Origin of the sequence: Ruegeria sp. HKCCA5463 (genome assembly GCF_013034175.1) — a bacterium.
Taxonomy (GTDB): Bacteria; Pseudomonadota; Alphaproteobacteria; order Rhodobacterales; family Rhodobacteraceae; genus Ruegeria.
Window position 1 is genome coordinate 20,510 of sequence record NZ_WQFL01000011.1, and the last position, 20,015, is coordinate 40,524.

Annotated in this window: 24 protein-coding genes; 12 read left to right on the forward strand and 12 right to left on the reverse strand. The window is 59.4% G+C overall.

Features of this window, described 5'->3' with window-relative positions; genetic code table 11:
* Window positions 1-60: 60 nt before the first annotated feature.
* The 4 genes from GOW09_RS19095 (at window position 61) to GOW09_RS19110 (ending at window position 3,000) form a co-directional block, all read left to right on the forward strand.
* Window positions 61-624, forward strand: coding sequence for a helix-turn-helix domain-containing protein (locus tag GOW09_RS19095; protein ID WP_152459708.1), 564 nt, complete (start codon window positions 61-63; stop codon window positions 622-624).
* Window positions 621-890 carry a hypothetical protein gene (locus GOW09_RS19100; RefSeq protein WP_152459709.1) on the forward strand — a complete coding sequence of 90 codons (270 nt, stop codon included), beginning with the start codon at window positions 621-623 and terminating at the stop codon, window positions 888-890. The genes GOW09_RS19095 and GOW09_RS19100 overlap by 4 nt, the downstream gene beginning before the upstream one ends.
* A 71-nt stretch (window positions 891-961) precedes the next feature.
* On the forward strand, window positions 962-1,816 hold the full coding sequence (gene sseA / locus GOW09_RS19105; RefSeq protein ID WP_171120090.1) for a 3-mercaptopyruvate sulfurtransferase: 855 nt from the start codon (window positions 962-964) through the stop codon (window positions 1,814-1,816).
* Window positions 1,816-3,000 carry an amino acid aminotransferase gene (locus GOW09_RS19110; RefSeq protein ID WP_171120091.1) on the forward strand — a complete coding sequence of 395 codons (1,185 nt, stop codon included), beginning with the start codon at window positions 1,816-1,818 and terminating at the stop codon, window positions 2,998-3,000. The genes sseA and GOW09_RS19110 overlap by 1 nt, the downstream gene beginning before the upstream one ends.
* A 70-nt stretch (window positions 3,001-3,070) precedes the next feature.
* Here the strand turns inward: GOW09_RS19110 and GOW09_RS19115 are convergent, their stop codons facing one another.
* Together GOW09_RS19115 and GOW09_RS19120 are read right to left on the reverse strand one after the other, a co-directional pair.
* Window positions 3,071-4,393: an ammonium transporter gene (locus GOW09_RS19115; protein WP_171120092.1), complete on the reverse strand. Its 1,323-nt coding sequence runs from the start codon at window positions 4,391-4,393 to the stop codon at window positions 3,071-3,073.
* A gap of 33 nt (window positions 4,394-4,426) precedes the next feature.
* Window positions 4,427-4,765, reverse strand: a complete 339-nt coding sequence (locus GOW09_RS19120; protein ID WP_152459713.1) for a P-II family nitrogen regulator — start codon at window positions 4,763-4,765, stop codon at window positions 4,427-4,429.
* 258 nt (window positions 4,766-5,023) lie between these two features.
* Here GOW09_RS19120 and GOW09_RS19125 point away from each other — a divergent pair, with 258 nt between their 5' ends.
* Complete coding sequence (locus tag GOW09_RS19125) at window positions 5,024-7,198, forward strand: transglycosylase domain-containing protein (RefSeq protein ID WP_152459714.1); 2,175 nt, start codon at window positions 5,024-5,026, stop codon at window positions 7,196-7,198.
* 75 nt (window positions 7,199-7,273) lie between these two features.
* On the opposite strand, the gene leuB is transcribed toward GOW09_RS19125, so the two are convergent.
* Complete coding sequence (gene leuB / locus GOW09_RS19130; RefSeq protein WP_171120093.1) at window positions 7,274-8,377, reverse strand: 3-isopropylmalate dehydrogenase; 1,104 nt, start codon at window positions 8,375-8,377, stop codon at window positions 7,274-7,276.
* A gap of 91 nt (window positions 8,378-8,468) precedes the next feature.
* Between leuB and GOW09_RS19135 the strand changes: the two genes are divergently transcribed.
* Window positions 8,469-8,996, forward strand: a complete 528-nt coding sequence (locus GOW09_RS19135) for a redoxin domain-containing protein (protein WP_171120094.1) — start codon at window positions 8,469-8,471, stop codon at window positions 8,994-8,996.
* A 3-nt stretch (window positions 8,997-8,999) separates the two neighbouring features.
* Here GOW09_RS19135 and GOW09_RS19140 read toward each other — a convergent pair whose 3' ends face one another.
* Window positions 9,000-9,893: a LysR family transcriptional regulator gene (locus tag GOW09_RS19140; RefSeq protein ID WP_171120095.1), complete on the reverse strand. Its 894-nt coding sequence runs from the start codon at window positions 9,891-9,893 to the stop codon at window positions 9,000-9,002.
* A gap of 84 nt (window positions 9,894-9,977) precedes the next feature.
* Between GOW09_RS19140 and GOW09_RS19145 the strand changes: the two genes are divergently transcribed.
* Window positions 9,978-10,886: a sugar nucleotide-binding protein gene (locus GOW09_RS19145; protein WP_171120096.1), complete on the forward strand. Its 909-nt coding sequence runs from the start codon at window positions 9,978-9,980 to the stop codon at window positions 10,884-10,886.
* On the opposite strand, the gene GOW09_RS19150 is transcribed toward GOW09_RS19145, so the two are convergent.
* Together GOW09_RS19150 and GOW09_RS19155 are read right to left on the reverse strand one after the other, a co-directional pair.
* A complete protein-coding gene (locus tag GOW09_RS19150) occupies window positions 10,878-11,903 on the reverse strand; it encodes an endonuclease/exonuclease/phosphatase family protein (protein ID WP_171120097.1) in 1,026 nt (341 codons plus the stop codon). The two genes, GOW09_RS19145 and GOW09_RS19150, sit on opposite strands and share 9 nt — an antisense overlap.
* Entirely contained in the window at window positions 11,900-12,730 is an 831-nt protein-coding gene (locus GOW09_RS19155; RefSeq protein WP_152459720.1) for a hypothetical protein, read from the reverse strand. Before GOW09_RS19155 ends, GOW09_RS19150 begins: the two co-directional genes overlap by 4 nt.
* 104 nt (window positions 12,731-12,834) lie before the next feature.
* On the opposite strand from GOW09_RS19155, the gene GOW09_RS22410 reads away from it, so the two are divergent.
* Window positions 12,835-13,038, forward strand: a complete 204-nt coding sequence (locus GOW09_RS22410; protein WP_217360293.1) for a hypothetical protein — start codon at window positions 12,835-12,837, stop codon at window positions 13,036-13,038.
* A 24-nt stretch (window positions 13,039-13,062) separates the two neighbouring features.
* Here the strand turns inward: GOW09_RS22410 and leuD are convergent, their stop codons facing one another.
* The 4 genes from leuD to GOW09_RS22690 are packed head-to-tail and all read right to left on the reverse strand — an operon-like array spanning window position 13,063 to window position 15,929.
* Entirely contained in the window at window positions 13,063-13,668 is a 606-nt protein-coding gene (leuD, locus tag GOW09_RS19160) for a 3-isopropylmalate dehydratase small subunit (RefSeq protein ID WP_171120098.1), read from the reverse strand.
* A gap of 42 nt (window positions 13,669-13,710) precedes the next feature.
* Window positions 13,711-14,265: an HdeD family acid-resistance protein gene (locus GOW09_RS19165; protein WP_171120099.1), complete on the reverse strand. Its 555-nt coding sequence runs from the start codon at window positions 14,263-14,265 to the stop codon at window positions 13,711-13,713.
* A 37-nt stretch (window positions 14,266-14,302) separates the two neighbouring features.
* On the reverse strand, window positions 14,303-15,706 hold the full coding sequence (leuC, locus tag GOW09_RS19170) for a 3-isopropylmalate dehydratase large subunit (RefSeq protein WP_152459723.1): 1,404 nt from the start codon (window positions 15,704-15,706) through the stop codon (window positions 14,303-14,305).
* A gap of 43 nt (window positions 15,707-15,749) precedes the next feature.
* Window positions 15,750-15,929, reverse strand: a complete 180-nt coding sequence (locus GOW09_RS22690; RefSeq protein ID WP_254442760.1) for a hypothetical protein — start codon at window positions 15,927-15,929, stop codon at window positions 15,750-15,752.
* 31 nt (window positions 15,930-15,960) lie between these two features.
* Here GOW09_RS22690 and GOW09_RS19180 point away from each other — a divergent pair, with 31 nt between their 5' ends.
* The 4 genes from GOW09_RS19180 to GOW09_RS19195 all read left to right on the forward strand — a co-directional run bounded on the left by GOW09_RS19180 (window position 15,961) and on the right by GOW09_RS19195 (window position 18,839).
* Entirely contained in the window at window positions 15,961-17,313 is a 1,353-nt protein-coding gene (locus tag GOW09_RS19180) for a mechanosensitive ion channel family protein (protein WP_171120100.1), read from the forward strand.
* Between the two features lie 164 nt (window positions 17,314-17,477).
* The gene (rsfS, locus tag GOW09_RS19185; RefSeq protein ID WP_058276550.1) at window positions 17,478-17,837 is read left to right on the forward strand and encodes a ribosome silencing factor; all 360 of its coding nucleotides are present in this window, start codon (window positions 17,478-17,480) and stop codon (window positions 17,835-17,837) included.
* Window positions 17,838-17,881: 44 nt separating this feature from the next.
* Entirely contained in the window at window positions 17,882-18,352 is a 471-nt protein-coding gene (gene rlmH / locus GOW09_RS19190; protein WP_171120101.1) for a 23S rRNA (pseudouridine(1915)-N(3))-methyltransferase RlmH, read from the forward strand.
* A 1-nt stretch (window position 18,353) separates the two neighbouring features.
* A complete protein-coding gene (locus GOW09_RS19195) occupies window positions 18,354-18,839 on the forward strand; it encodes a flavodoxin family protein (RefSeq protein WP_171120102.1) in 486 nt (161 codons plus the stop codon).
* A 3-nt stretch (window positions 18,840-18,842) separates the two neighbouring features.
* Here GOW09_RS19195 and GOW09_RS19200 read toward each other — a convergent pair whose 3' ends face one another.
* Window positions 18,843-19,190: a hypothetical protein gene (locus GOW09_RS19200; protein WP_171120103.1), complete on the reverse strand. Its 348-nt coding sequence runs from the start codon at window positions 19,188-19,190 to the stop codon at window positions 18,843-18,845.
* A gap of 35 nt (window positions 19,191-19,225) precedes the next feature.
* Window positions 19,226-19,936 carry a DUF599 domain-containing protein gene (locus GOW09_RS19205; RefSeq protein ID WP_171120104.1) on the reverse strand — a complete coding sequence of 237 codons (711 nt, stop codon included), beginning with the start codon at window positions 19,934-19,936 and terminating at the stop codon, window positions 19,226-19,228.
* Between the last annotated feature and the right edge of the window lie 79 nt (window positions 19,937-20,015).

A 20,015-nucleotide genomic window follows, 5' to 3' on the forward strand; every position in this document is an offset into this window, starting at 1 on the left:
GTTATAGCGCACGTACCACATGTGCGCTATAACGCACAAGAGGATTCGCGGGACGACGAGATGAACTCTGACGATATAACGCTGAAACTGCGAGACGTGCGTGCGGCATCGGGCCTGAGCCTGTCGAAAGTGGCCGAGATGACGGGCGTGAGCAAAGCCATGCTGGGGCAGATCGAGCGCGGCGAATCCAGCCCGACCATCGCAACGCTGTGGAAAATTGCCAAGGGGTTTCAACTGCCGCTCAGCGCGCTGATCGATACGATGAACGGGGATCCTTCGGTTTTTCAGACCGTAACTTTCCCCGGCACGATCGAGGTCAAGATCGTCTTTCCATTCGATCCCGCTCTGGGGGCCGAGACGTTCCACGTCAACCTCAAGCCGAACCAAAGCCACGAGTCGCCCGCCCACGCGACAGGCGTGACCGAGGAGGTCTTTGTTCTGAACGGCACGCTTGAGATCCTGCGCGGAGACGAGTGGGTTTCCCTACAGGCCGGGCAGGGGTTGCGTTTCGCGGCCGATCTTCCGCACGGGTATCGCGCCGGTCCAACGGGGGCGGCCTTTCTGAACATGCATCATTACGCCCAACACACCGAATTTGTAGAGAACGGCAAGGCCCATTCATGACCGCATTTTTCGACAGCCTGACCATCGTCGACGCCATCGGCTCTTTCGGGGCCTTGATCGTGGTCGCCGCGTATTTCGCAACACAGATGCGGATGATGAACTCGGATGATCTGGCCTTTCCGGTGATCAACCTGCTGGGCTCGGTGCTGATCGTCTATTCCCTGCTTCAGAATTTCAATCTCGCTTCTATGTTGATCGAGGGGTTCTGGATTCTGATCAGCCTCATTGGGATTATCCAACATTTCCGCCTGCGCAGCGCCAAGTGAGCGCTATCCAGCCTTGAACCCCTATGCTGCCGGGTATAGGGAAAAATCAAGCGCGCTTAGGGGAGGCTTTGATGCAGGACGATCCAAAAACCCTCGTATCCACTGAATGGCTGGCCGCGCATTTGAAGGATCCGGATCTGCGGATTCTGGACGGGTCGTGGTACTTGCCCGCGCAAAATCGTGATGCACGGGCGGAATATGACGCAGGCCACATACCCGGGGCGCGGTTCTTTGACATAGACGAGATATCAGATCACCGTTCCGACTTGCCGCATATGGCGCCTCCGGTCGAGAAATTCATGTCGCGCCTGCGGGCGATGGGTGTGGGTGATGGTCATCAGGTCGTGGTTTACGATGGCGCCGGGCTGATGTCGGCCGCGCGCGTCTGGTGGCTGTTCCGTCTGATGGGGCAGGAAAACATCGCGGTTCTGGATGGTGGATTCCCCAAATGGCAGGCGGAAGGGCGCGAGGTTGAAGACCTGCCGCCAGTCATCCGTGATCGTCATATGACCGTCCGGGTGCAAAATCAGCTTGTTCGGGATGTCACGCAAGTTTCCGCCGCCGCCAAGCTGGGTGATCATGAGATCATCGACGCCCGTTCTGCCAGCCGGTTTTCCGGGGCCGAAGCCGAACCGCGCGAGGGGCTGCGCTCGGGGCATATTCCGGGTTCACGCAATGTCCCCTTTGGCCAGTTGCTGAACGCCAATGGTACCATGAAGTCGCCGGAAGAGTGCCGCGCCATATTCGAGGCCGCGGGCGTCGATCTGTCAAAACCGGCGATCACCTCGTGCGGGTCTGGCGTGACCGCCGCGATCCTCAGCCTTGCGCTTGAGCGCATGGGCAAGAAAGACCACTCGCTTTATGACGGCTCATGGGCTGAATGGGGCGCCTTCCCGACCCTGCCCGTCGCAACCGGAGAGACCTGATGTTCGAGAACCTGAAACCGCAGCCTGCCGACAAGATTCTGGCGCTGATGCAGATGTACCGCGAAGACCCGCGCGATCAGAAGATCGACTTGGGCGTCGGCGTCTACAAAAACGCGGAAGGCATCACCCCGGTCATGCGCGCCGTCAAAGCGGCCGAGCAGCGCGTCTGGGACGAGCAGGAAACCAAAGCTTATACCGGGCTGGCCGGCGACCCGGCCTATGCGGATGCGATGATCGGGTTGATCCTCGGCACGTCGGTTGAGCGCGGCAATATCGCCGCCGTGGCGACGCCGGGCGGCACCGGCGCCTGCCGTCAGGCGTTCGAGATGATCCGTATGGCCAACCCGTCGGCCCGCGTCTTCGTGTCGAACCCGACATGGCCGAACCACTTGTCGATCCTGAACTACCTGGGGATCGAGACGGTTCCATACCGCTATTTCGATGGCGACACACGTGGCGTCGATTTCGACGGCATGATCGAAGACCTGAAGACCGCCAAAGCGGGTGATGTGGTTCTGCTGCACGGTTGCTGCCACAACCCGACCGGTGCCAACCTCAACATGGTTCAATGGCAGGAGGTCGTGAACCTGATCAACGCGCTTGGCCTCGTTGCGATGATCGACATCGCCTATCAAGGCTTCGGCGACGGTCTGGAAGAGGATGCGCAAGCAACACGTCTGGTCGCATCTTCGGTCAAGGAATGCCTGATAGCGGCGTCATGCTCGAAGAATTTCGGCGTGTATCGCGAACGCACCGGTTTGCTGATGGCCATCAGCGCCGATGCCGGGCAGACCGCTTTGAACCAGGGTACATTGGCATTCCTGAACCGCCAGAATTATTCCTTCCCGCCCGACCACGGCGCACGTGTTGTGACCACGATCCTGATGGACGAAGCCCTGCGCGCCGACTGGATGGCCGAACTGGAAGAGGTGCGCCTGTCAATGCTGGGCCTGCGTCGCCAACTGGCCGACGAACTCCAGCGTCTGAGCGGTTCGAACCGCTTCGGTTTCATCGCCCAGCACCGCGGCATGTTCTCGCGCTTGGGTGCGGCCCCGGAGTTGGTCGAGAAACTGCGCGTTGAACACGGCATCTACATGGTTGGCGACAGCCGCCTGAACATCGCCGGTCTGAACGCCAACACCGTTCCGATCCTTGCGCAGGCGATTGTCGACGTCGGCGTCTGATTTTCAGGCATTGCCAAACAAGAAACCCGGGCACGAATGCCCGGGTTTTTTTGTTTGGGTGGAAGTGGGATCAGCCTTTCGAGAACTCGGGATAAGCTTCCATGCCCAGTTCGCCCATGTCGAGCCCGTTGATCTCTTCTTCCTCGCCAACCCGCAGGCCGACGGTGGCCTTGAGGATCGAGAACAGGATGAAGCTGACCACGAAGACGAAGATGCCGATGGCCGCGAAGCCGATGATCTGGGTCACGAAGGACGCATCACCGTTGGTCCAGGCCACGATGAAGGTGCCCCAGAAGCCTGCGATCAGGTGAACCGGGATGGCGCCGACCACGTCATCAATCTTCATCTTGTCCAGCAGCGGCACGGTGTAGACCACGATCACGCCGCCGATGCCGCCGATGATCAGCGCCTGGAACAGCGACGGTGCCAGCGGTTCGGCGGTGATCGAGACCAGCCCGGCCAGCGCGCCGTTCAGAACCATGGTCAGGTCGACCTTGCCATACATCACCTGCGTCAGGATCAGGGCGGCGACGGCACCGGCGGCGGCGGCCATGTTGGTGTTGGCGAAGATACGGCTGATATCGGCCATGTCTCCGATCGTGCCCATGGCCAGCTGCGAGCCGCCGTTGAAGCCGAACCAACCCAGCCACAGGATGAACGTCCCTAGGGTTGCCAGCGCCAGGTTCGAGCCGGGGATAGGCACAACTTTGCCGTCCTTGTTGTATTTACCGATGCGCGGGCCCAGTACGATGGCACCGGCCAGAGCCGCGAAGCCACCCGCGGCGTGAACCAGGGTCGAGCCGGCGAAGTCGCTGAAGCCCATCTCGGACAACCAGCCGCCACCCCACTGCCAGGACGCTTCGATCGGGTAGATGATGCCTGTCAGGACGATCACGAAAAAGAAGAAGGGCCACAGTTTGACGCGCTCGGCCATGGTGCCCGATACAATGGACGCGGTGGTGGCGCAGAACATCAGCTGGAAGAAGAAGTCCGATCCGACGGACGCATATGACAGGTCGGTTTCGACCCCTTCCAGACCAACCGGTTCCAGTGACGTTGGCGAGAACGCGCCCAGAATGCCGGTGATGGTCCAGCCGTCGCCCGGATACATCAGGTTGAAGCCCACCAGCCAATACATGATGGCTGCAAAGGAAAACAGGCCCATGTTCTTGATCAGCTGCATGGCAACGTTCTTGGAACGCACCAGGCCGGCTTCGAGCATCGCAAAGCCCGCGGCCATCCAGAATACCAGAAAACCGCCGACCAGAAACAACAGCGAAGTCAGGATGTATTGCGTATGCTGCGCAGTCTCGCCGGTGGCCTCTTGCGCCAGGCCCATCTGCGGCAGCGCGACGATCGCCGCGGCAGGAATGAGAGATTTCATCAGGTTCATGTTCAGTCCTCGAATGATTGTCGGTCGCGGCGCCTACAGCGCCTCTTCGTTGGTTTCCCCGGTCCGCACGCGCAGCGCCTGCTCGACATCGAGGACGAAAATCTTGCCGTCGCCGATCTTTCCGGTCTTGGCGGTTTTGGTGATGGTCTCGACGATCTGGTCGGTCATCGCGGCAGGCACCACGATTTCCAACTTGATCTTGGGCACGAAATTCACCGCGTATTCGGCCCCCCGATAGATTTCGGTGTGGCCGGATTGCGAGCCGAAGCCCTTGATCTCGGTTACCATCATGCCGCGCACGCCGGCCTCGGTCAGTGCCTCGCGCACCTCCTCCAGCTTGAACGGCTTGATTGTCGCAATGATCAGTTTCACGTCTTTCCCCTCTGGTTCTCCGGTGGAACCGGTTTGTTTGCACCTGCAGAAAAATGCGCGACTGATCGTGGTAAGAAACGGCTCTTGAGGGCCAAAGGATCGCCAAACGGCGAAAAATTGCACATTATTTGCACAAAATAGGCACGCTGATTAAATAATAGGCAGTATTGTGAGGGGAAATTTCGGAAATTCGGACCTCTACATACTCAGATCACCGGGGTATGGTGGCGCAAAAGAAAACCCGGGCAGAGTTTGAGCATGACTGAGTCCAAGCGACGCAAGCCGAAATTGGTTGCGGATAAAAGGTACCCGTCAAAGGGTCGTAAACCGTCGGCATCCAAGCGCCCGGCGGGCAAGAAGGCGACGGCTCGCAAAACCACCTCACGCAAAACTGCGCGCAAAAAGACGCGCAAAAGATCGGGGGGCAAAGGCGGCGGCATCTTGCGTCGTTTCTTCCGTTGGGTCTGGCGCATGGTCTGGGGTCTGACCTGGCGGGTCGGAGCGGTCGTGGCCATCCTGATCGCCTTGGCGGTGGGTGTCGTCTATTCCTCGTTGCCTGACTTGGATGCCTTGTTGGACGGCCGTGCGCGCGGGTCTGTCACGCTGCTGGACCGCGACGGCAAAGTGTTTGCCTGGCGGGGCGACCAGTTTGGCGGGGTGATCACGGCTGATACGGTGTCGCCGCATCTGAAAAACGCCGTCATCGCGACCGAGGACAAACGGTTCTATCGCCATTTCGGGGTCAGCCCGCGCGGTGTGGCAAGCGCCGTGCGCATCAATCTCAGCGAAGGGCGCGGCCCGTTGTCCGGGCATGGCGGGTCAACCATAACGCAGCAAACGGCCAAATTGTTGTGTCTGGGCGTGCCTTATGATCCGACAGAATGGGAATCAGAGGCCGCCTATGAAGCCGATTGCCGTCAGGGATCGCTGTGGCGCAAGGCCAAAGAGGCCATTTATGCAATGGCGATGGAGGTGAAATACTCCAAGGATGAGGTTCTGACGATCTACCTGAACCGGGCTTTCCTTGGTGCAGGCGCGCGCGGGTTCGAGGCCGCAAGCCAGCGGTACTTTGGCAAGTCCGCTGCCGAAGTCTCGCCGGCCGAGGCAGCGATGTTGGCCGGGCTGTTGGTTGCGCCCACACGCTATGCGCCGACGAACAATCTGCAACGGTCGCAGGACCGGGCCCGCCTTGTAATCGGTCTGATGGAGGATCAGGGCTATCTGACCGCCGCGCAGGCCAGCGAAGCGCGGGCGCGCCCAGCCCAACTGTCCGAGGCGGCGGCTGCGCGGGCCGGGGGGTATTTTGCAGATTGGGTCATGGCCAGCGGGCCCGAGTTCTTTACCCGCAACACGACCGAAGATGTGGTGATCCGGACCACCTTGGATCAGCGCATTCAGACCTCAGCGGAAGAGGCGCTGAAATTCATCTTTCAGGAAAAAGTGCGCGAAGGATCAAAGGCACAGGCGGCCATTGTGGTGATGTCGGCCGACGGTGCGGTGCGCGCGATGGTTGGTGGGCGCAAGACACGCGTGTCTGGCGCGTTCAACCGGGCGACGCAGGCGTTGCGACAGACGGGATCATCGTTCAAGCCATTCGTCTATGCCACCGCGCTGGAACTTGGATATTCGCCGCTGGATACGGTGATGGATGAACCCTATTGCGTCGATATTCCGGGGTCAGGCCAGTGGTGCCCCAAGAACTACACCAACAAGTATTATGGGCGGGTGACCTTGGCGGATGCGCTGAAAAACTCGCTGAACATACCGGCGGTGAAAGTGGCCGAGATTTCCGGCCTGGACAATGTTCGGACGGTCGCCAGCGGCTTTGGGATTGCCAGCGACCTGGCACAGGGGCCTGCGCTGGCGCTTGGTGCATCTGAAAGCACGTTGATCGAGATGACCGGGGCTTATGCGGGCATCCTGAATGGTGGGTCACAGGTTGAACCTTATGGGCTGACCGAACTGAAGCTGCTGGGCGACGAAACACCCGTCATGGTCACGACGACCGGTATTGGCGAGAGGGTGATCAATGAAAAGGCTGCCAAACAACTGACCTGGATGATGGAGCGCGTGGTCTCTGAAGGAACCGGCGGGCGGGCCAAATTGCCCGGCTGGCAGGTGGCGGGCAAGACCGGCACGACCCAGGCCGCGCGCGATGCGTGGTTCATCGGGTTCACGGCGGATTATGTGACCGGGGTCTGGATGGGGTATGATGACAACACGCCCTTGTCCGGCGTGACCGGTGGTGGCTTGCCGGCCGAGATCTGGAAAGAAACCATGCTGCGCGTGACCGAGGGCATGACGCCCACGCCCTTGCCGATGATGGCGCCGGAACCACCGGTTCAGGTTGCCCAGCCGCAGCCCCGCCGAAAGCGCGGAGGTTTTGCCAATGACATCAACAATCTGCTGAAGAACATTTTCGGCGGCAACTAAAGCAATCTCGAAACGCCAAAACAAAAAAAGGCGGTGCCCGGTGCACCGCCTTTTGTTTTTTCTTACTTTCGTTACTCAGACGCTTGCGTCCAATGCAGATAGGATCGCGTCGCCCATTTCGCTGGTCGAGACGGGCTGAACGCCCTCATCCGCAAGCAGGTCGCCGGTGCGAACGCCGTCGGCCAGAACCTTCTCTATCGCAGCTTCCAGCCGATCGGCTTCCTCACCCTGATCAAAGCTGTAGCGCAGAGCCATCGCAAAGCTGAGGATACAGGCGATCGGGTTGGCTTTGCCCTGACCCGCGATATCGGGGGCGGATCCGTGTACGGGCTCGTACATTGCCTTGGGGCGTCCATTGGCCATCGGCGCGCCCAGCGACGCCGACGGCAGCATACCTAGAGACCCGGTCAGCATCGCGGCGCAGTCGGAGAGGATGTCACCGAACAGGTTGTCGGTCAGGATCACGTCGAACTGTTTCGGCGCGCGCACCAGCTGCATGGCACCGTTGTCGGCGTACATATGGCTCAGCTCAACTTCGGGGTAGTCAGCGGAAACGCGGTTGACCACTTCGCGCCACAGGATGCCCGATTCCATCACGTTGGCTTTTTCCATCGAGCACAGCTTTTTGTTCCGGCGCATCGCCAGTTCAAAGGCCGAGCGTGCGGCGCGTTCAATCTCGGATTCGGTGTAACGCTGGGTGTTGATGCCGACGCGTTCATTGCCTTCCTCGAAGATGCCGCGCGGTTCACCGAAGTAGACGCCCGAGGTCAGTTCGCGCACGATCATGATATCCAGACCGGCAACGATGTCTTTCTTCAGCGACGAGAAGTCAGCCAGCGCGTCAAAGCACTGGGCCGGGCGCAGGTTCGAATACAGGTCCATTTCCTTGCGCAGGCGCAGCAGGCCGCGCTCGGGCTTGAGGCTGAAATCCAGATCGTCGTATTTCGGACCACCGACAGCGCCCAGCAGAACCGCGTCGACCTCTTGCGCCTTGGCCATCGTCTCATCGGACAAAGGCTTGCCGTGGGCGTCATAGGCGGCACCGCCGACCAGATCCTCGCTCACGTCAAATTGAAGACCGCGATTGGCGCCGAACCAATCGATGATTCTGCGCACTTCGGCCATGACTTCCGGGCCAATTCCGTCTCCGGGCAGGATAAGGAGCGAAGGGTTGGACATGAAGGGTCTCCTTGCGTTTTGTTGCACAGGGCCTAGCGTCTGCGTTGCATCGGGTCAATGAGACGAACCTGCCAAAACAGAAGGAAAACACATGCTGACTCCTGGAAATCCGGTTCCTGCGCTGAAAATCGAAACTGTTGCCCATGGCAGCTTCGATCTGGACGCGGACAAGGGCGAAAACGGGACGCTGGTGATTCAATATCGCGGGCTGCATTGCCCGATCTGCATCAAGCAGATGGCCGAGGTCGAAGCGGCGCTGGATGACTTTGCGGCGCTGGGCGTCGAGGTCATCATGATCACCACCGATACAGCCGAGCGCGCGGCGGAAACCGCCGAAAAAGCCGGAGCGTCGCGCCTGCGGGTGGGTCACAGCCTTCCCCTGTCCGCCGCGCGGGATGATTGGGGCCTTAACATCTCGACCAAGCGCGAAGGCAGCGCCGAACCGGACCTGTTCGCCGAGCCGGGGCACTTCTACATCGCACCCGACCGGACGCTGTACTATGCATGGCAACAGACCACGCCTTTCGGTCGCCCGTCCATGTCGGATATTGCGGGTGGTTTGAAATTCACATTGGGCAACAACTATCCCGCGCGTGGAACTTATACCGGTCCGCTTTGACCCTCAAAGAGCGGCTTTGAGCCCTTCTGCCAACAAATCCCAGACTCTGCGGATGCGCGGGGTCTGGCGCATGGCCTGAGGTGCGGCCAGCCACACGGGTAGAATCGGGATGTCAACATCCAGCGGCAGGATTTCCACGTCGGGGTCGGCTTGGGCAACCTGTACCTGGCTGAAGCCTATGCCACAGCCTGCCCGGATCAGTTCCCAATAGGCGCTTTGCAGGTCACAGCGGGTGGCAAAACTGTCGCGGCTGGCTGGCCACCCCTTTTCACGCATGGCTTTGATGATCTCCTGGTTCGCGTCAAACCCCACCAGATCATGCGTAAACAGTTCTTCGGGTGTGTTGGGGCGCCCCTTCCGGTCCAGATAGGACTTTGCCGCACAAAAACACAGCGGCACATCCCCGAGATAGCGCGAAATGAGATCCACCTGCGCTGGGCGATACATCCGCACGGCGATATCCGCCTCTCGATAGAGCAGATTCTCGGTGGTGTCAGTGGCCACCAGTTCAAGCTGGATCGTGGGCTCCTGCTTGCGGATGGACGCCAGTATCGGTGGCAGCAGGTGATGCGAGGCAAAGACGGATGCTGTGATGCGCACCGAACCTTCAAGCTGTTGCGATTGCCCCGCGGCAGCAAGACTGAACGCGGTCATGGCGCTGTGCATCTGCTGGGCCATCGGCAAAAGCTGTGAACCCGCTTCGCTGAGCTTCAGACCACGCGCGTGGCGATCGAAAAGAGAGACACCCAGCTCATCCTCGAGGTTTTGGACCTGTCGCCCCAAAGTGGGTTGGCTGCGATTCAGATGTCGGGCGGCGGCGGACAGCGATCCCGTCTCGGCCACGGCCAGAAAGCATTGGATCAGAGACCAATCTGCATGTGTCAGAGCTTTGTCCATTCAGAAATGAATACACGTTCTGCGAATTGCGGCAATTCCTTGCGCGAAGTGAATGGCTAGATTGATCTCAGTCAGGAGGCAAACATGGCACAGTCTGCACTGGTACTGGGCGCAACAGGTCGTTTTGGACGCAATGCAGCCCTGGCGTTCAGGCGCGCGGGCTGGGATGTGACGGAATTTGACCGCAGGTCCGATTCGCTGTCACAGGCGGCGCGCGGCGTGGACGTCATCGTGAACGGATGGAATCCGCCCTATTCCGATTGGGCGCGCGATGTGCCGGTACTGACCAAACGGGTGATAGATGCGGCCTCAGATACGGGGGCGACCGTGATCGTGCCGGGCAATGTCTACGTATTTGGTGGAAATACGCCGGGTCCATGGTCGGGCGGGACGCCGCATCGGGCCACCAACCCTCTGGGCCGGGTTCGGATCGAGATGGAAGAGGCCTATCGCGCGTCAACCGTGCGCACCATCCTTTTGCGCGCCGGGGATTTCATCGACACCAATGCATCCGGAAACTGGTACGATCAGGTCATGATCAAGCGTCTTTCGCGCGGTCAGTTCGTTTACCCCGGTGATCCGGACGCACCGCACGCTTGGGCCTTTCTGCCTGATCTGGCCCGTGCCGCCGTCGCGCTGGCAGAGATGCGGCAAGACCTTCCCCGTTTTTGCGATGTTCCCTTTGAAGGGTACACTTTGACCGGGACGCAGATGGCTCAATCGCTTTCGCAAGTCACCGGCCGGCCGGTTGCAGTGCGACGCATGAATTGGTGGCCGCTGCAATTGGCCCGCCCATTCTGGCGCATGGCTCCTCATTTGATCGAGATGCGGTACCTCTGGCACGTGCCGCATCAATTGGATGGCGGCTATATGAAAGAATTGCTGGCCTCGTTTTCTGAAACGAAGCTGGAGGATGCCTTGCGCTCCGCCATTTCGCCCCAACGTGCCGCTTCATCGCCAACAACCGGGAACGGGGGCGAGGTTCTAGGGTAGGATTATGTCAACCCAGACCAGTCGATGCCTGCTGGCACGTCGGGCACTGTCGTACAGCATGTCACCTTCCACGGGCCAGACAATGCCGGTTTCCAAGATTTGCAGATCACTGGACGGCAACACGTAGTCAACGCGCATTTCCCCGGTGGCTTTCCATTCGACCGTTGCTGATGACCCCGATGGGTCCATTGGCATCGGGTCCTGCACCTTGGGATCGGCCAAAAGCGCGCGAATGGCCTGTTTGTGGCCTTCTCCGCGGGTCGGGTCGAGATTGGCGTCCGCAGCTATCACGAAGGGGCCTTGAGGAACTGGCCCCAGACCGCCATTCAACAAAACCGACCACAGGCGAATCTCATCCCTGTTGCGCAGACCGTTGCGATCCTCGGGTCCGTCAAAAACCGGTGGGGCAGCGTGAAAGGCCATCAGGCTGAATCGCCGCTGCGGGGTTTCGATCGGAAGCACCCAATGCACGGTCGAGGACAGGCGCTGAATGTCGTGCGCAGCTTCAGACGGGAAGGGAAGCCCATCACTGCGTGGCAAAGCAGCCCCAGGCAGATCTTTCCACCGCAGATCGGTGTAATCCTGAACGTCATCGGTCATGATTTCGAAACGGGACAACACCGCCACTCCTCCATGGCCGGTGAACTTCCCCCAGCCCTGCGCGTCGCCGGGGCCTTGCATTTTGCCATCACCATCCAGATCCAGCGGTGTTTCCAACCCAGCATTTGGTTGGGCGGAAAAGTGATAGGGGAAATCCAGGCCCGCCTCGCGCAGTTTCTCGGACAGGGCGCTCAGGGCCGCGCCTTCCAGATCCCAGTCGATGCCTTGCAGGGCAATGACATCAGGTCGCGCAGCGGCAATGACCTCGACAACAGTTTCAACCTGCGCATCATCCCGCTGGATGTCGCGCAGCAGCAGGCCGGGGCCGTTTCTGCTGAGTTCAGTGTTGTAGGTGGCGATGCGATAAACCTCTGCCTGCGCCGATAAAGGCAGCAGCAGGGCAAGGGCACGGATCATGCGGCTTGCGTTGTCTCGCTTGTCGAATAGGCGCGGCGCTTTTCTACGATCAGACCCGCGATGCGAAGCGTCGCCATGCCGCGCATGATCATGCTGGCGGGCAGGAAGGCCCAGGCGCACATTGTCCAGATCAACGTTTGCGGATTGCTCAGCGAGATCGGGGCGACGACGCTGCTCATGAGCTTGATTACAGCCGGAATGAGGAAGGGAAGCAGAACGCCAATGCAGATATTCAGGCGGCCATCGCGTTGCAGACGGGTAACGACATCGCCGCCCTTGGTCGGATCAAACAACGGTAGATTGGTCCACACGTTGAAGGCGCCATTGCCCGTGGGCCAGCCACGCACTTTGACCGCATAGGCAAAGCTGGCGACGGTGACCAAGGCGGCCACATAGGCCACACTGGCTGCGATCCGAACCAATTCGATCAACGGCTGGCCCGCATCCAAGGGCAGCATCAGCACGATCAACCGAACCGGGGAATAGGGAAAGTCCGCGACATTCGCGACGGCCAGACCCGCGGTGTAGGCGAACGCGGTCAGCTCAGTCGGCTCATAGGCGTTTTTGCAAACCAGGGTCAGAAAGGTGACCATCGACATCAGCCCGACAAACCGCAGACGGTTCACCGGCGGCGCATCGCGAAATTCAATAAAGCTGGGAAAGGCAGAATTGTACTCGGCGAATGTCAGGATGAACGCGAGAATCGCGAGGAAGACCAGAATCTCGGTCCCGTTCGTCGATGATACAGGCAGGTACAACGCGGGTGTCAGCACCATCAGTGCCACAAGTATTCCGCGTATCGCCGCCCCTGTTGTGCGCGCAATCACTATCCGAACCCTTTTTCAAACCGGATAAGTCGATCTTCGCCGACTTACATTCCAACTTGTGCCCATCGTCTCGAGTTTTTGACGGATGCCTCTTTAGCGCCAACATGGACGATAAGCGGCATTTCGCTCAAGACAGGGTGCAGAAAACACGTGATTTCGGGCAAAATGATGGCGCAACTGGTGCGGGATTGCATCATTTTCGACGCAAATCCGACGTGTATCTCAATGTGAGACCAAGATGTTGTGGTTCTGGTAAATTCAACCCCAAGAATGAGAACGGGGCCGCCTTGGCGACCCCGTTAGGTTGAGTATCCAAAGAATCGGCTAAGGCCTTACACCCAGGGGCGGGCCTGACTTGCGTGATCCTCGAATTTGTCGATGTGGTGGTCTTTCTCCATGGTCAGACCGATATCGTCCAGACCGTTCAGCAGACAGTGCTTGCGGTGCGGATCGATGTCGAATTCGATCACGATCCCATCCGAAGTGGTGATCTGCTGATCTTCCAGGTGCACGGTCATCCGGGCGTTCTCTCCCTTATGTGCGTCTTCCATCAGGATCGCGTGGTGTTCTTCTTCAACCACGATCGGCAGGATGCCGTTCTTGAAGCAGTTGTTGAAAAAGATGTCGGCAAAGCTGGTCGAGATCACGACCTTGATGCCGAAATCCTTGATCGCCCAGGGTGCGTGTTCGCGCGACGAGCCGCAGCCGAAATTGTCGCCGGCGACCAGAATTTCGGCCTCGCGATAGGCGGGTTTGTTCAGGACGAACTCTTCGTTCTCCTGCCCGTCATCATGATAGCGCATTTCATCAAACAGCACGACGCCAAGGCCGGACCGTTTGATGGTTTTCAGATGCACTTTGGGAATGATCATATCGGTGTCGATATTGATCAGTGGCATCGGGGCGGCCACCCCGTGGACTTTTTCAAACTTTTCCATGTCTGCACTCCTGCAGGAGAGGGCCGCGCCCGTATCCCGCGATTAAGCTTCTTTCGCTTCTGTTGTTTCGTCCTTGGGTGCGTTCTTGACGAAGAACGCCATGAACACCAATCCGAACCCGTTGAACAGCATCTCGATGCCCAGCAGGATACCCAGAAGGCTCAGCAAAGCGGCGGGTTCGCTGCTTGCATAAGACCAGATGATACCTGCGAGGATGATCGACAAGATGCCCGAGATCATCGTGGGCCAGAAAAACTGTGTTCCTTTCATCTGGAACGACAGAATGACCCGCGCGATGCCGCCTGCCATGAACAGGATCAGCATCACGGTTGCCAGCGTCAGTGTTCCCTGTAGCGGGTGATCCAGAAAGGACCAGCCCAGGAACAGCATGACCACACCCATGATGAGTGACAGAATCTTGTTGCCTGTGCCTTCGACGGTGAAACCGCCGACCACCTGCATCGCGCCCGCAATCAGCAGTAGCGCACCGGTCACGACCGTTACGGCAAGCGAAGCCGCAATCGCATTGCCCAGCGCAAAGACGCCGAACGCAATTGATAGAAGCCCCAGCAGGAGCCATTTGACCCAGTCACTCATTTGTTCAATCCCTCAAATATCTAGATATGAGGGCACCTTACATCAATTCACGGACGTCTGTCAGCCGTCCCGTGATTGCCGCTGCGGCAGCCATTGCCGGGCTCAGCAGATGTGTGCGCCCGCCCCGGCCCTGACGGCCTTCGAAGTTGCGGTTCGAGGTCGCGGCACAGCGTTCGCCCGGTTGCAACTGGTCGGGGTTCATCGCCAGGCACATCGAACAGCCTGCCAGACGCCATTCGAACCCGGCCTCTTTGAAGATGTCGGCCAGGCCTTCTTCTTCGGCCTGGGCGCGGACCAGCCCCGAACCCGGCACGACCATGGCGCGCATCCCGTCCTTGATCTTCTTGCCTTTCAGGATCTCGGCTGCGGCACGCAGGTCTTCAATACGTCCGTTGGTGCAGGACCCGATAAAGACGGTGTCAATCTCGACATCGCTCAGCTTCTGACCGGCCTTCAGACCCATATACTCGATTGACCGGCGGGCCGCCTCGACCTTGCCGCCTTCGAAATCCTCGGGGTGCGGCACGGTTGCAGTGATCGGCAGAACATCCTCGGGGCTAGTACCCCAGGTGACGACAGGCGCGATGTCTTCGCCACGAATCGTGACAACCTTGTCGAAATGCGCGCCTTCGTCGGTGTAGAGTGTTTTCCACCAATTCATCGCGGCTTCCCACTGCGCACCTTTCGGCGCATGCGGACGGCCTTTGACATATTCGAACGTGGTCTCATCCGGTGCAATCAGCCCTGCGCGTGCGCCGCCTTCGATGGCCATGTTGCAGACGGTCATGCGGCCTTCCATCGACAGGTTGCGGATGGCTTCACCGCAATACTCGATGACATAGCCGGTGCCGCCGGCGGTGCCGGTTTCGCCGATCACGGCCAGGGTGATATCCTTGGCGGTCACGCCCGGCTGCAATTTACCGGTGATTTCCACCTTCATGTTCTTGGATTTCTTCTGGATCAGGGTCTGCGTGGCCAGAACGTGTTCGACCTCGGACGTGCCGATGCCGTGGGCCAATGCGCCGAATGCGCCATGCGTGGCGGTATGGCTGTCGCCGCAGACGACGGTCATGCCCGGCAGGGTCCAGCCTTGTTCGGGGCCGACGATGTGCACGATGCCCTGACGGACGTCATTCACCGGGTAGTAGTGAATGCCGAAATCCCGGGCGTTTTTGTCCAGCGCTTCGACCTGAATGCGCGATTCGGGGTTTTCAATACCGTTCACCCGATCCGGTGTGGTCGGAACGTTGTGGTCCGGCACGGCAATGGTTTTTTCTGGGGCGCGCACTTTGCGGCCTGCCATGCGCAGGCCTTCGAACGCCTGCGGGCTGGTGACCTCGTGGACCAGATGGCGGTCGATATACAGCAGGCAGGTGCCATCATCGGCTTCGTGCGCGACATGGGCATCCCAGATCTTGTCATAGAGTGTTTTGGGGGACATGTGTCCTCTCCCGTATGTAATGAGAAATAGCTGGCGAGTTGGCTCAGGCGACGGGTAGGCGCGCCAGGACCGTGCGGGCAGCCCCAAAGAACCGTTCGCGCAGACGCGCGCGGTCTTCCAGATTCTGTTCTTGGGCCACATTGAGTCTCATGCGGTTCAGATATACCGCGCCTTTGCTGCAATCAAGGTTCAAAACCGGTGTCAGGCTTGCATCGCCCAGCATTGCTGTCCAAGCTGCCGTGCAGGAGGCGCGTATGAACCAAGACCTGATCCCCAGCTCGCTGACAGACCTTTACAACAACATGGTCGCGGGGTTCGCTTCCGAGCTTCAAGAACTGGTCGAGTTGGTGGTTACGCCGGGCTGGCGGCAGTATCAGTTGGTCATCATCCTTTTTCTTTGGGCGCTGGCTTTCCTTCTGAAAGTTCTGACACAGCCGCGATGGGATGCCTGGACGCGTGCCCGCACCGGATGGCCGAAATGGCGGCTTCGCACCATGGTACAGCTGATGCAGCGGCTGACACTGGTCTATTTCGTGCTGCTGTCCTGGCTCTTGTACCAGGTAATGCAGCATGTCACCTGGCCGTCGCGCAGTTATCTCATTGGGATCATTGCAACTCTGGCAACTGCGTGGCTGGCGATTGCACTGGTGGCGAGGCTTGTCCGCAACCGGACGCTGCGACGGATATTCAAGTGGGCAATGTGGGTCTATGCAACGCTTGTTGCGTTGAATCTGACGGATGACGTGGCCGAATTCCTCGATGGGGTCGCGATTTCCGTCGGTGACCTGCATATTTCCTTGCTGGGTATTCTCAAGGCCATCCTGCTGATCGGGGTCCTGTTGACGCTGGCCCGCATCGGCACCCGCGCGGCCGAGCGTGGATTGCAGAGCAATGACGACATCACCCCGTCCATGCAGGTGTTGTTGGCCAAGGGAATTCAGGTGCTGCTGTATGGCGCGGTCTTTCTGGCTGCGATCCGCACGCTGGGCTTCGATCTGACCGGCATTGCGCTGTTGTCGGGCGCGATCGGCGTGGGCATCGGGTTCGGCCTGCAAAAAGTGGTGTCGAACCTCATATCGGGGATCATTATCCTGATGGATCGGTCGATCAAGCCAGGCGATGTGATCTCGCTGGGCGATACGTTCGGTTGGATCAATGCGCTGGGCGCACGCTATGTCTCGGTTGTCACGCGGGACGGGCGGGAATACCTGATCCCGAACGAGGACCTGATTACCAACCAGGTGGTGAACTGGTCGCATTCCGACAAATTCGTGCGGTTGGATCTGGATTTCGGCACCAGCTATGAGGATGACCCCCACAAAGTGCGGGCAACGGCGATCCGGGCTGTAAAGGCAGTGACCCGCGTATTGAGTGGCGGAAAACATGAACCGGTTTGCCATATCACCGGTTTTGGCGACAGCAGCGTGGATTACGTTCTGCGGTTCTGGATCAGCGATCCGACCAAAGGGCTGACCAATATCAGGGGAAATGTCTATCTTGCGCTGTGGGATGCGTTTCAGGACGAAGGCATCTCGATTCCCTTCCCGCAGCGCGAGGTTCGGCTTTTGTCGGAAAACGCAAACATGCAACAAATCGCAGAAGAGTGATCAACCCTGCGCGGGGCCGGACGCGCTTTCATTGAAATGTTGCATTCCCCTTGTTACTTTATTAGTACCCCGGCGCCGGGGTTTCACGGCGCGCAGCAAAGGAGGACTATGTCCTGTCACTACATACACAGGCGGGTTTGCCTGCCGAAGACGGGTCCCGTGTAATGGCCCACTCTCAGTCAATCAGCGACAAGCTGCTTGAGCGTATCCTTTCCTCACTTTCCGATGACAAGGCCGAAGACGTCGTGCAGATCAACCTGCAAGGCAAGTCGTCTGTCGCGGATCACATGGTCATTGCTTCGGGTCGGTCGACCCGTCAGGTCTCGGCCATGGCGGAAAAGCTGACGGATCGCATCAAGCAGGAATTCGGTTTCACCTCGAAGGTCGAAGGCAAGGATGCCGGCGATTGGGTGCTGATCGATACGGGCGACGTGATCGTCCATATCTTCCGCCCCGAAGTGCGCGAATTCTACCAGCTGGAAAAGATGTGGCTGCCCCAGGGCGGCAGCGCCTCGGCGAACTGAGGCGCCATCCCGGCCCGTATTGAGGGGCCGGAGGCGAGAGAGATATGCGTATCAGCATAGTTGCGGTCGGGCGATTGCGCTCCGGACCGGAGAAGTCCCTGCTTGATGATTACCTGACCCGCTTTGACCGGACCGGCCGTGGCCCGGGCCTTGGTCCCGCGCGGGTGATCGAGGTCGAGGACAAGAAAAACGCAGGCATGGGGGCCGAAGCCGCGTTGCTGCGCAAGGCGCTGCCCAAGGGCGCGGTGATCTGTACGCTGGACGAACGCGGGCGCGTGATGTCCTCGCCCGATTTTGCCAAGAAACTGGGTAGTTGGCGCGATGCGGGGCGGCAGGATCTGGCGCTGATCATCGGCGGAGCGGACGGAATAGACCCTGCTTTGCGGGCGGAGGCCGACTTTTCCATCTCGTTCGGGTCGATGGTCTGGCCTCATATGCTGGTCCGTGTGATGCTGGCCGAGCAACTGTATCGGGCCGCGACCATTCTGTCAGGTGGCCCCTATCACCGGGTCTGACATGGCGCAGCTTCTGATCGTTTATCATTCGCGCACAGGTGGTGCCCGGCAGATGGCCGAAGCGGCGGCTGAATCGGCGCGGGCTGAAACCGAGGTTGAGCTTGTGCCTGCGGATCAGGCGGGGCCGGAGGATGTGCTGGCCGCCGACGGCTACATCTTCTGCGCGCCAGAGAATCTGGCGGCGATCTCTGGCTTGATGAAGGAATTCTTCGACCGCTGTTATTACCCAGTTCTGGGACAGATCGAAGGTCGTCCATATGCGCAGATGATTTGCGCCGGGTCGGACGGAGAGAATGCAGCCCGCCAGATCGCACGGATCGCCACTGGATGGCGGTTGAAAGAGGTCCAGTCGCCGCTGATTGTCTGCACGCACGCGCAAACGCCCGAGGTCATTCTGGCCCGAAAAACCATTCCGGAAGATCAGCTGGATCGGTGTCGCGAGATCGGCGCCGCGTTGGGTGCGGGCCTGGCCATGGGGATTTTCTGAAGGTCAGTTCAGTTCGACCAACGTCGTGTCTTCGTTCCAGCCATCCACATTGCACCGGGCCTGAATCTGCACCTGTGAAACGTTTTCCGGAATCACCACGCCGCCAAGCGAGCGGGTAAAAGGTTGTTCTGTCTCATGCGGGTGGTGCAGCACCCGCAGTCCCAGTTCATTCCCGTCCATGTCCAGAACGCGCCAGCCGTCGGCGTAATGATCCCAGCCTGTATCGGGATGCCGGATCGTCACGTCGAACCGCCATGTGTCACCGGTGGCACTGGCGCGGACCTGTTCGATTGTCGGCGGGTCGGCAAGGGCAGGTGCAGCCAGAAGGGCGCTGAGAATCACATATCGCATGGTTCGAACCTAGGGTTTAATGCCGCGCTTGGGGATCACGTCTCTGTGTTCGAAGTTTGGGCCGTGAGGATCGCGCGGGAATGCGATGCAAACTCGCGGCGATACAGGACACCGAATGTGATCATTGTGCCCAACACCAATGCCATCGGCCCGAGAAACCACGCCAGCGAAGCAAGGGCGAAATAGGTGGCGCGAAGACCGCGGTTGAAGCTTCGGGCGGCGGTCACGCAGATCTCGGCCGCCTGACCGGCCCGAGGATAGGCGTTCGGGTCTTCAGGATCGTTTGGGACCGAGGCCATCAAAACGGCGCAATATCCAAAAAGACGATGTGCCCAGACGTATTTCAGAAAAGCATTGGCCAGCAGCAGGACAACCACAAGTATCTTGATTTCCCAGACCATCGCCGGTGCGCTGCCGATGGCAAGATCCGTCGCCACCCCGGCCAATCGCTCGGTATTGCCCAACAGGGCCAGACCGCCCCCGATGGCAATCATCGTGGTTGAGGCGAAAAAAGTGCTGCCTTGCCGCATGGCAGCCACGACCTGCGCATCGAACATCCGTGGCTGGCGCGTCACCATCTCGTGCATCCAATCGCGGCGGTAGCCATCCATCACAAGGGCGACGGACGGCTTCTGTGGTGACGGGTGTTCGATCTTCCATCCGATCCACAGCCACGCACCCAGCAATATTGCAATGGCAGCATAATCCAGAGGGGAAAATAGGGCGGCACGTTCGATCCAGGTCATGGCGCGACAGTACGACCGGACATCGGAACTTGCCAGAGTGGTAAATTGGTAATATTATTTTACCAAAGGGAGGGATGCC

What these genes read in the sequence shown, in the direction of transcription:
- GOW09_RS19095 (WP_152459708.1), top strand. Translation starts at nt 61, where the DNA reads ATGAACTCTGACGATATAACGCTGAAACTGCGAGACGTGCGTGCGGCA.
- GOW09_RS19100 (WP_152459709.1), top strand. Translation starts at nt 621, where the DNA reads ATGACCGCATTTTTCGACAGCCTGACCATCGTCGACGCCATCGGCTCT.
- sseA (WP_171120090.1), top strand. Translation starts at nt 962, where the DNA reads ATGCAGGACGATCCAAAAACCCTCGTATCCACTGAATGGCTGGCCGCG.
- GOW09_RS19110 (WP_171120091.1), top strand. Translation starts at nt 1,816, where the DNA reads ATGTTCGAGAACCTGAAACCGCAGCCTGCCGACAAGATTCTGGCGCTG.
- GOW09_RS19115 (WP_171120092.1), bottom strand. Translation starts at nt 4,393, where the DNA reads ATGAACCTGATGAAATCTCTCATTCCTGCCGCGGCGATCGTCGCGCTG.
- GOW09_RS19125 (WP_152459714.1), top strand. Translation starts at nt 5,024, where the DNA reads ATGACTGAGTCCAAGCGACGCAAGCCGAAATTGGTTGCGGATAAAAGG.
- leuB (WP_171120093.1), bottom strand. Translation starts at nt 8,377, where the DNA reads ATGTCCAACCCTTCGCTCCTTATCCTGCCCGGAGACGGAATTGGCCCG.
- GOW09_RS19135 (WP_171120094.1), top strand. Translation starts at nt 8,469, where the DNA reads ATGCTGACTCCTGGAAATCCGGTTCCTGCGCTGAAAATCGAAACTGTT.
- GOW09_RS19140 (WP_171120095.1), bottom strand. Translation starts at nt 9,893, where the DNA reads ATGGACAAAGCTCTGACACATGCAGATTGGTCTCTGATCCAATGCTTT.
- GOW09_RS19145 (WP_171120096.1), top strand. Translation starts at nt 9,978, where the DNA reads ATGGCACAGTCTGCACTGGTACTGGGCGCAACAGGTCGTTTTGGACGC.
- GOW09_RS19150 (WP_171120097.1), bottom strand. Translation starts at nt 11,903, where the DNA reads ATGATCCGTGCCCTTGCCCTGCTGCTGCCTTTATCGGCGCAGGCAGAG.
- GOW09_RS22410 (WP_217360293.1), top strand. Translation starts at nt 12,835, where the DNA reads ATGGACGATAAGCGGCATTTCGCTCAAGACAGGGTGCAGAAAACACGT.
- leuD (WP_171120098.1), bottom strand. Translation starts at nt 13,668, where the DNA reads ATGGAAAAGTTTGAAAAAGTCCACGGGGTGGCCGCCCCGATGCCACTG.
- GOW09_RS19165 (WP_171120099.1), bottom strand. Translation starts at nt 14,265, where the DNA reads ATGAGTGACTGGGTCAAATGGCTCCTGCTGGGGCTTCTATCAATTGCG.
- leuC (WP_152459723.1), bottom strand. Translation starts at nt 15,706, where the DNA reads ATGTCCCCCAAAACACTCTATGACAAGATCTGGGATGCCCATGTCGCG.
- GOW09_RS22690 (WP_254442760.1), bottom strand. Translation starts at nt 15,929, where the DNA reads ATGCTGGGCGATGCAAGCCTGACACCGGTTTTGAACCTTGATTGCAGC.
- GOW09_RS19180 (WP_171120100.1), top strand. Translation starts at nt 15,961, where the DNA reads ATGAACCAAGACCTGATCCCCAGCTCGCTGACAGACCTTTACAACAAC.
- rsfS (WP_058276550.1), top strand. Translation starts at nt 17,478, where the DNA reads ATGGCCCACTCTCAGTCAATCAGCGACAAGCTGCTTGAGCGTATCCTT.
- rlmH (WP_171120101.1), top strand. Translation starts at nt 17,882, where the DNA reads ATGCGTATCAGCATAGTTGCGGTCGGGCGATTGCGCTCCGGACCGGAG.
- GOW09_RS19195 (WP_171120102.1), top strand. Translation starts at nt 18,354, where the DNA reads ATGGCGCAGCTTCTGATCGTTTATCATTCGCGCACAGGTGGTGCCCGG.
- GOW09_RS19200 (WP_171120103.1), bottom strand. Translation starts at nt 19,190, where the DNA reads ATGCGATATGTGATTCTCAGCGCCCTTCTGGCTGCACCTGCCCTTGCC.
- GOW09_RS19205 (WP_171120104.1), bottom strand. Translation starts at nt 19,936, where the DNA reads ATGACCTGGATCGAACGTGCCGCCCTATTTTCCCCTCTGGATTATGCT.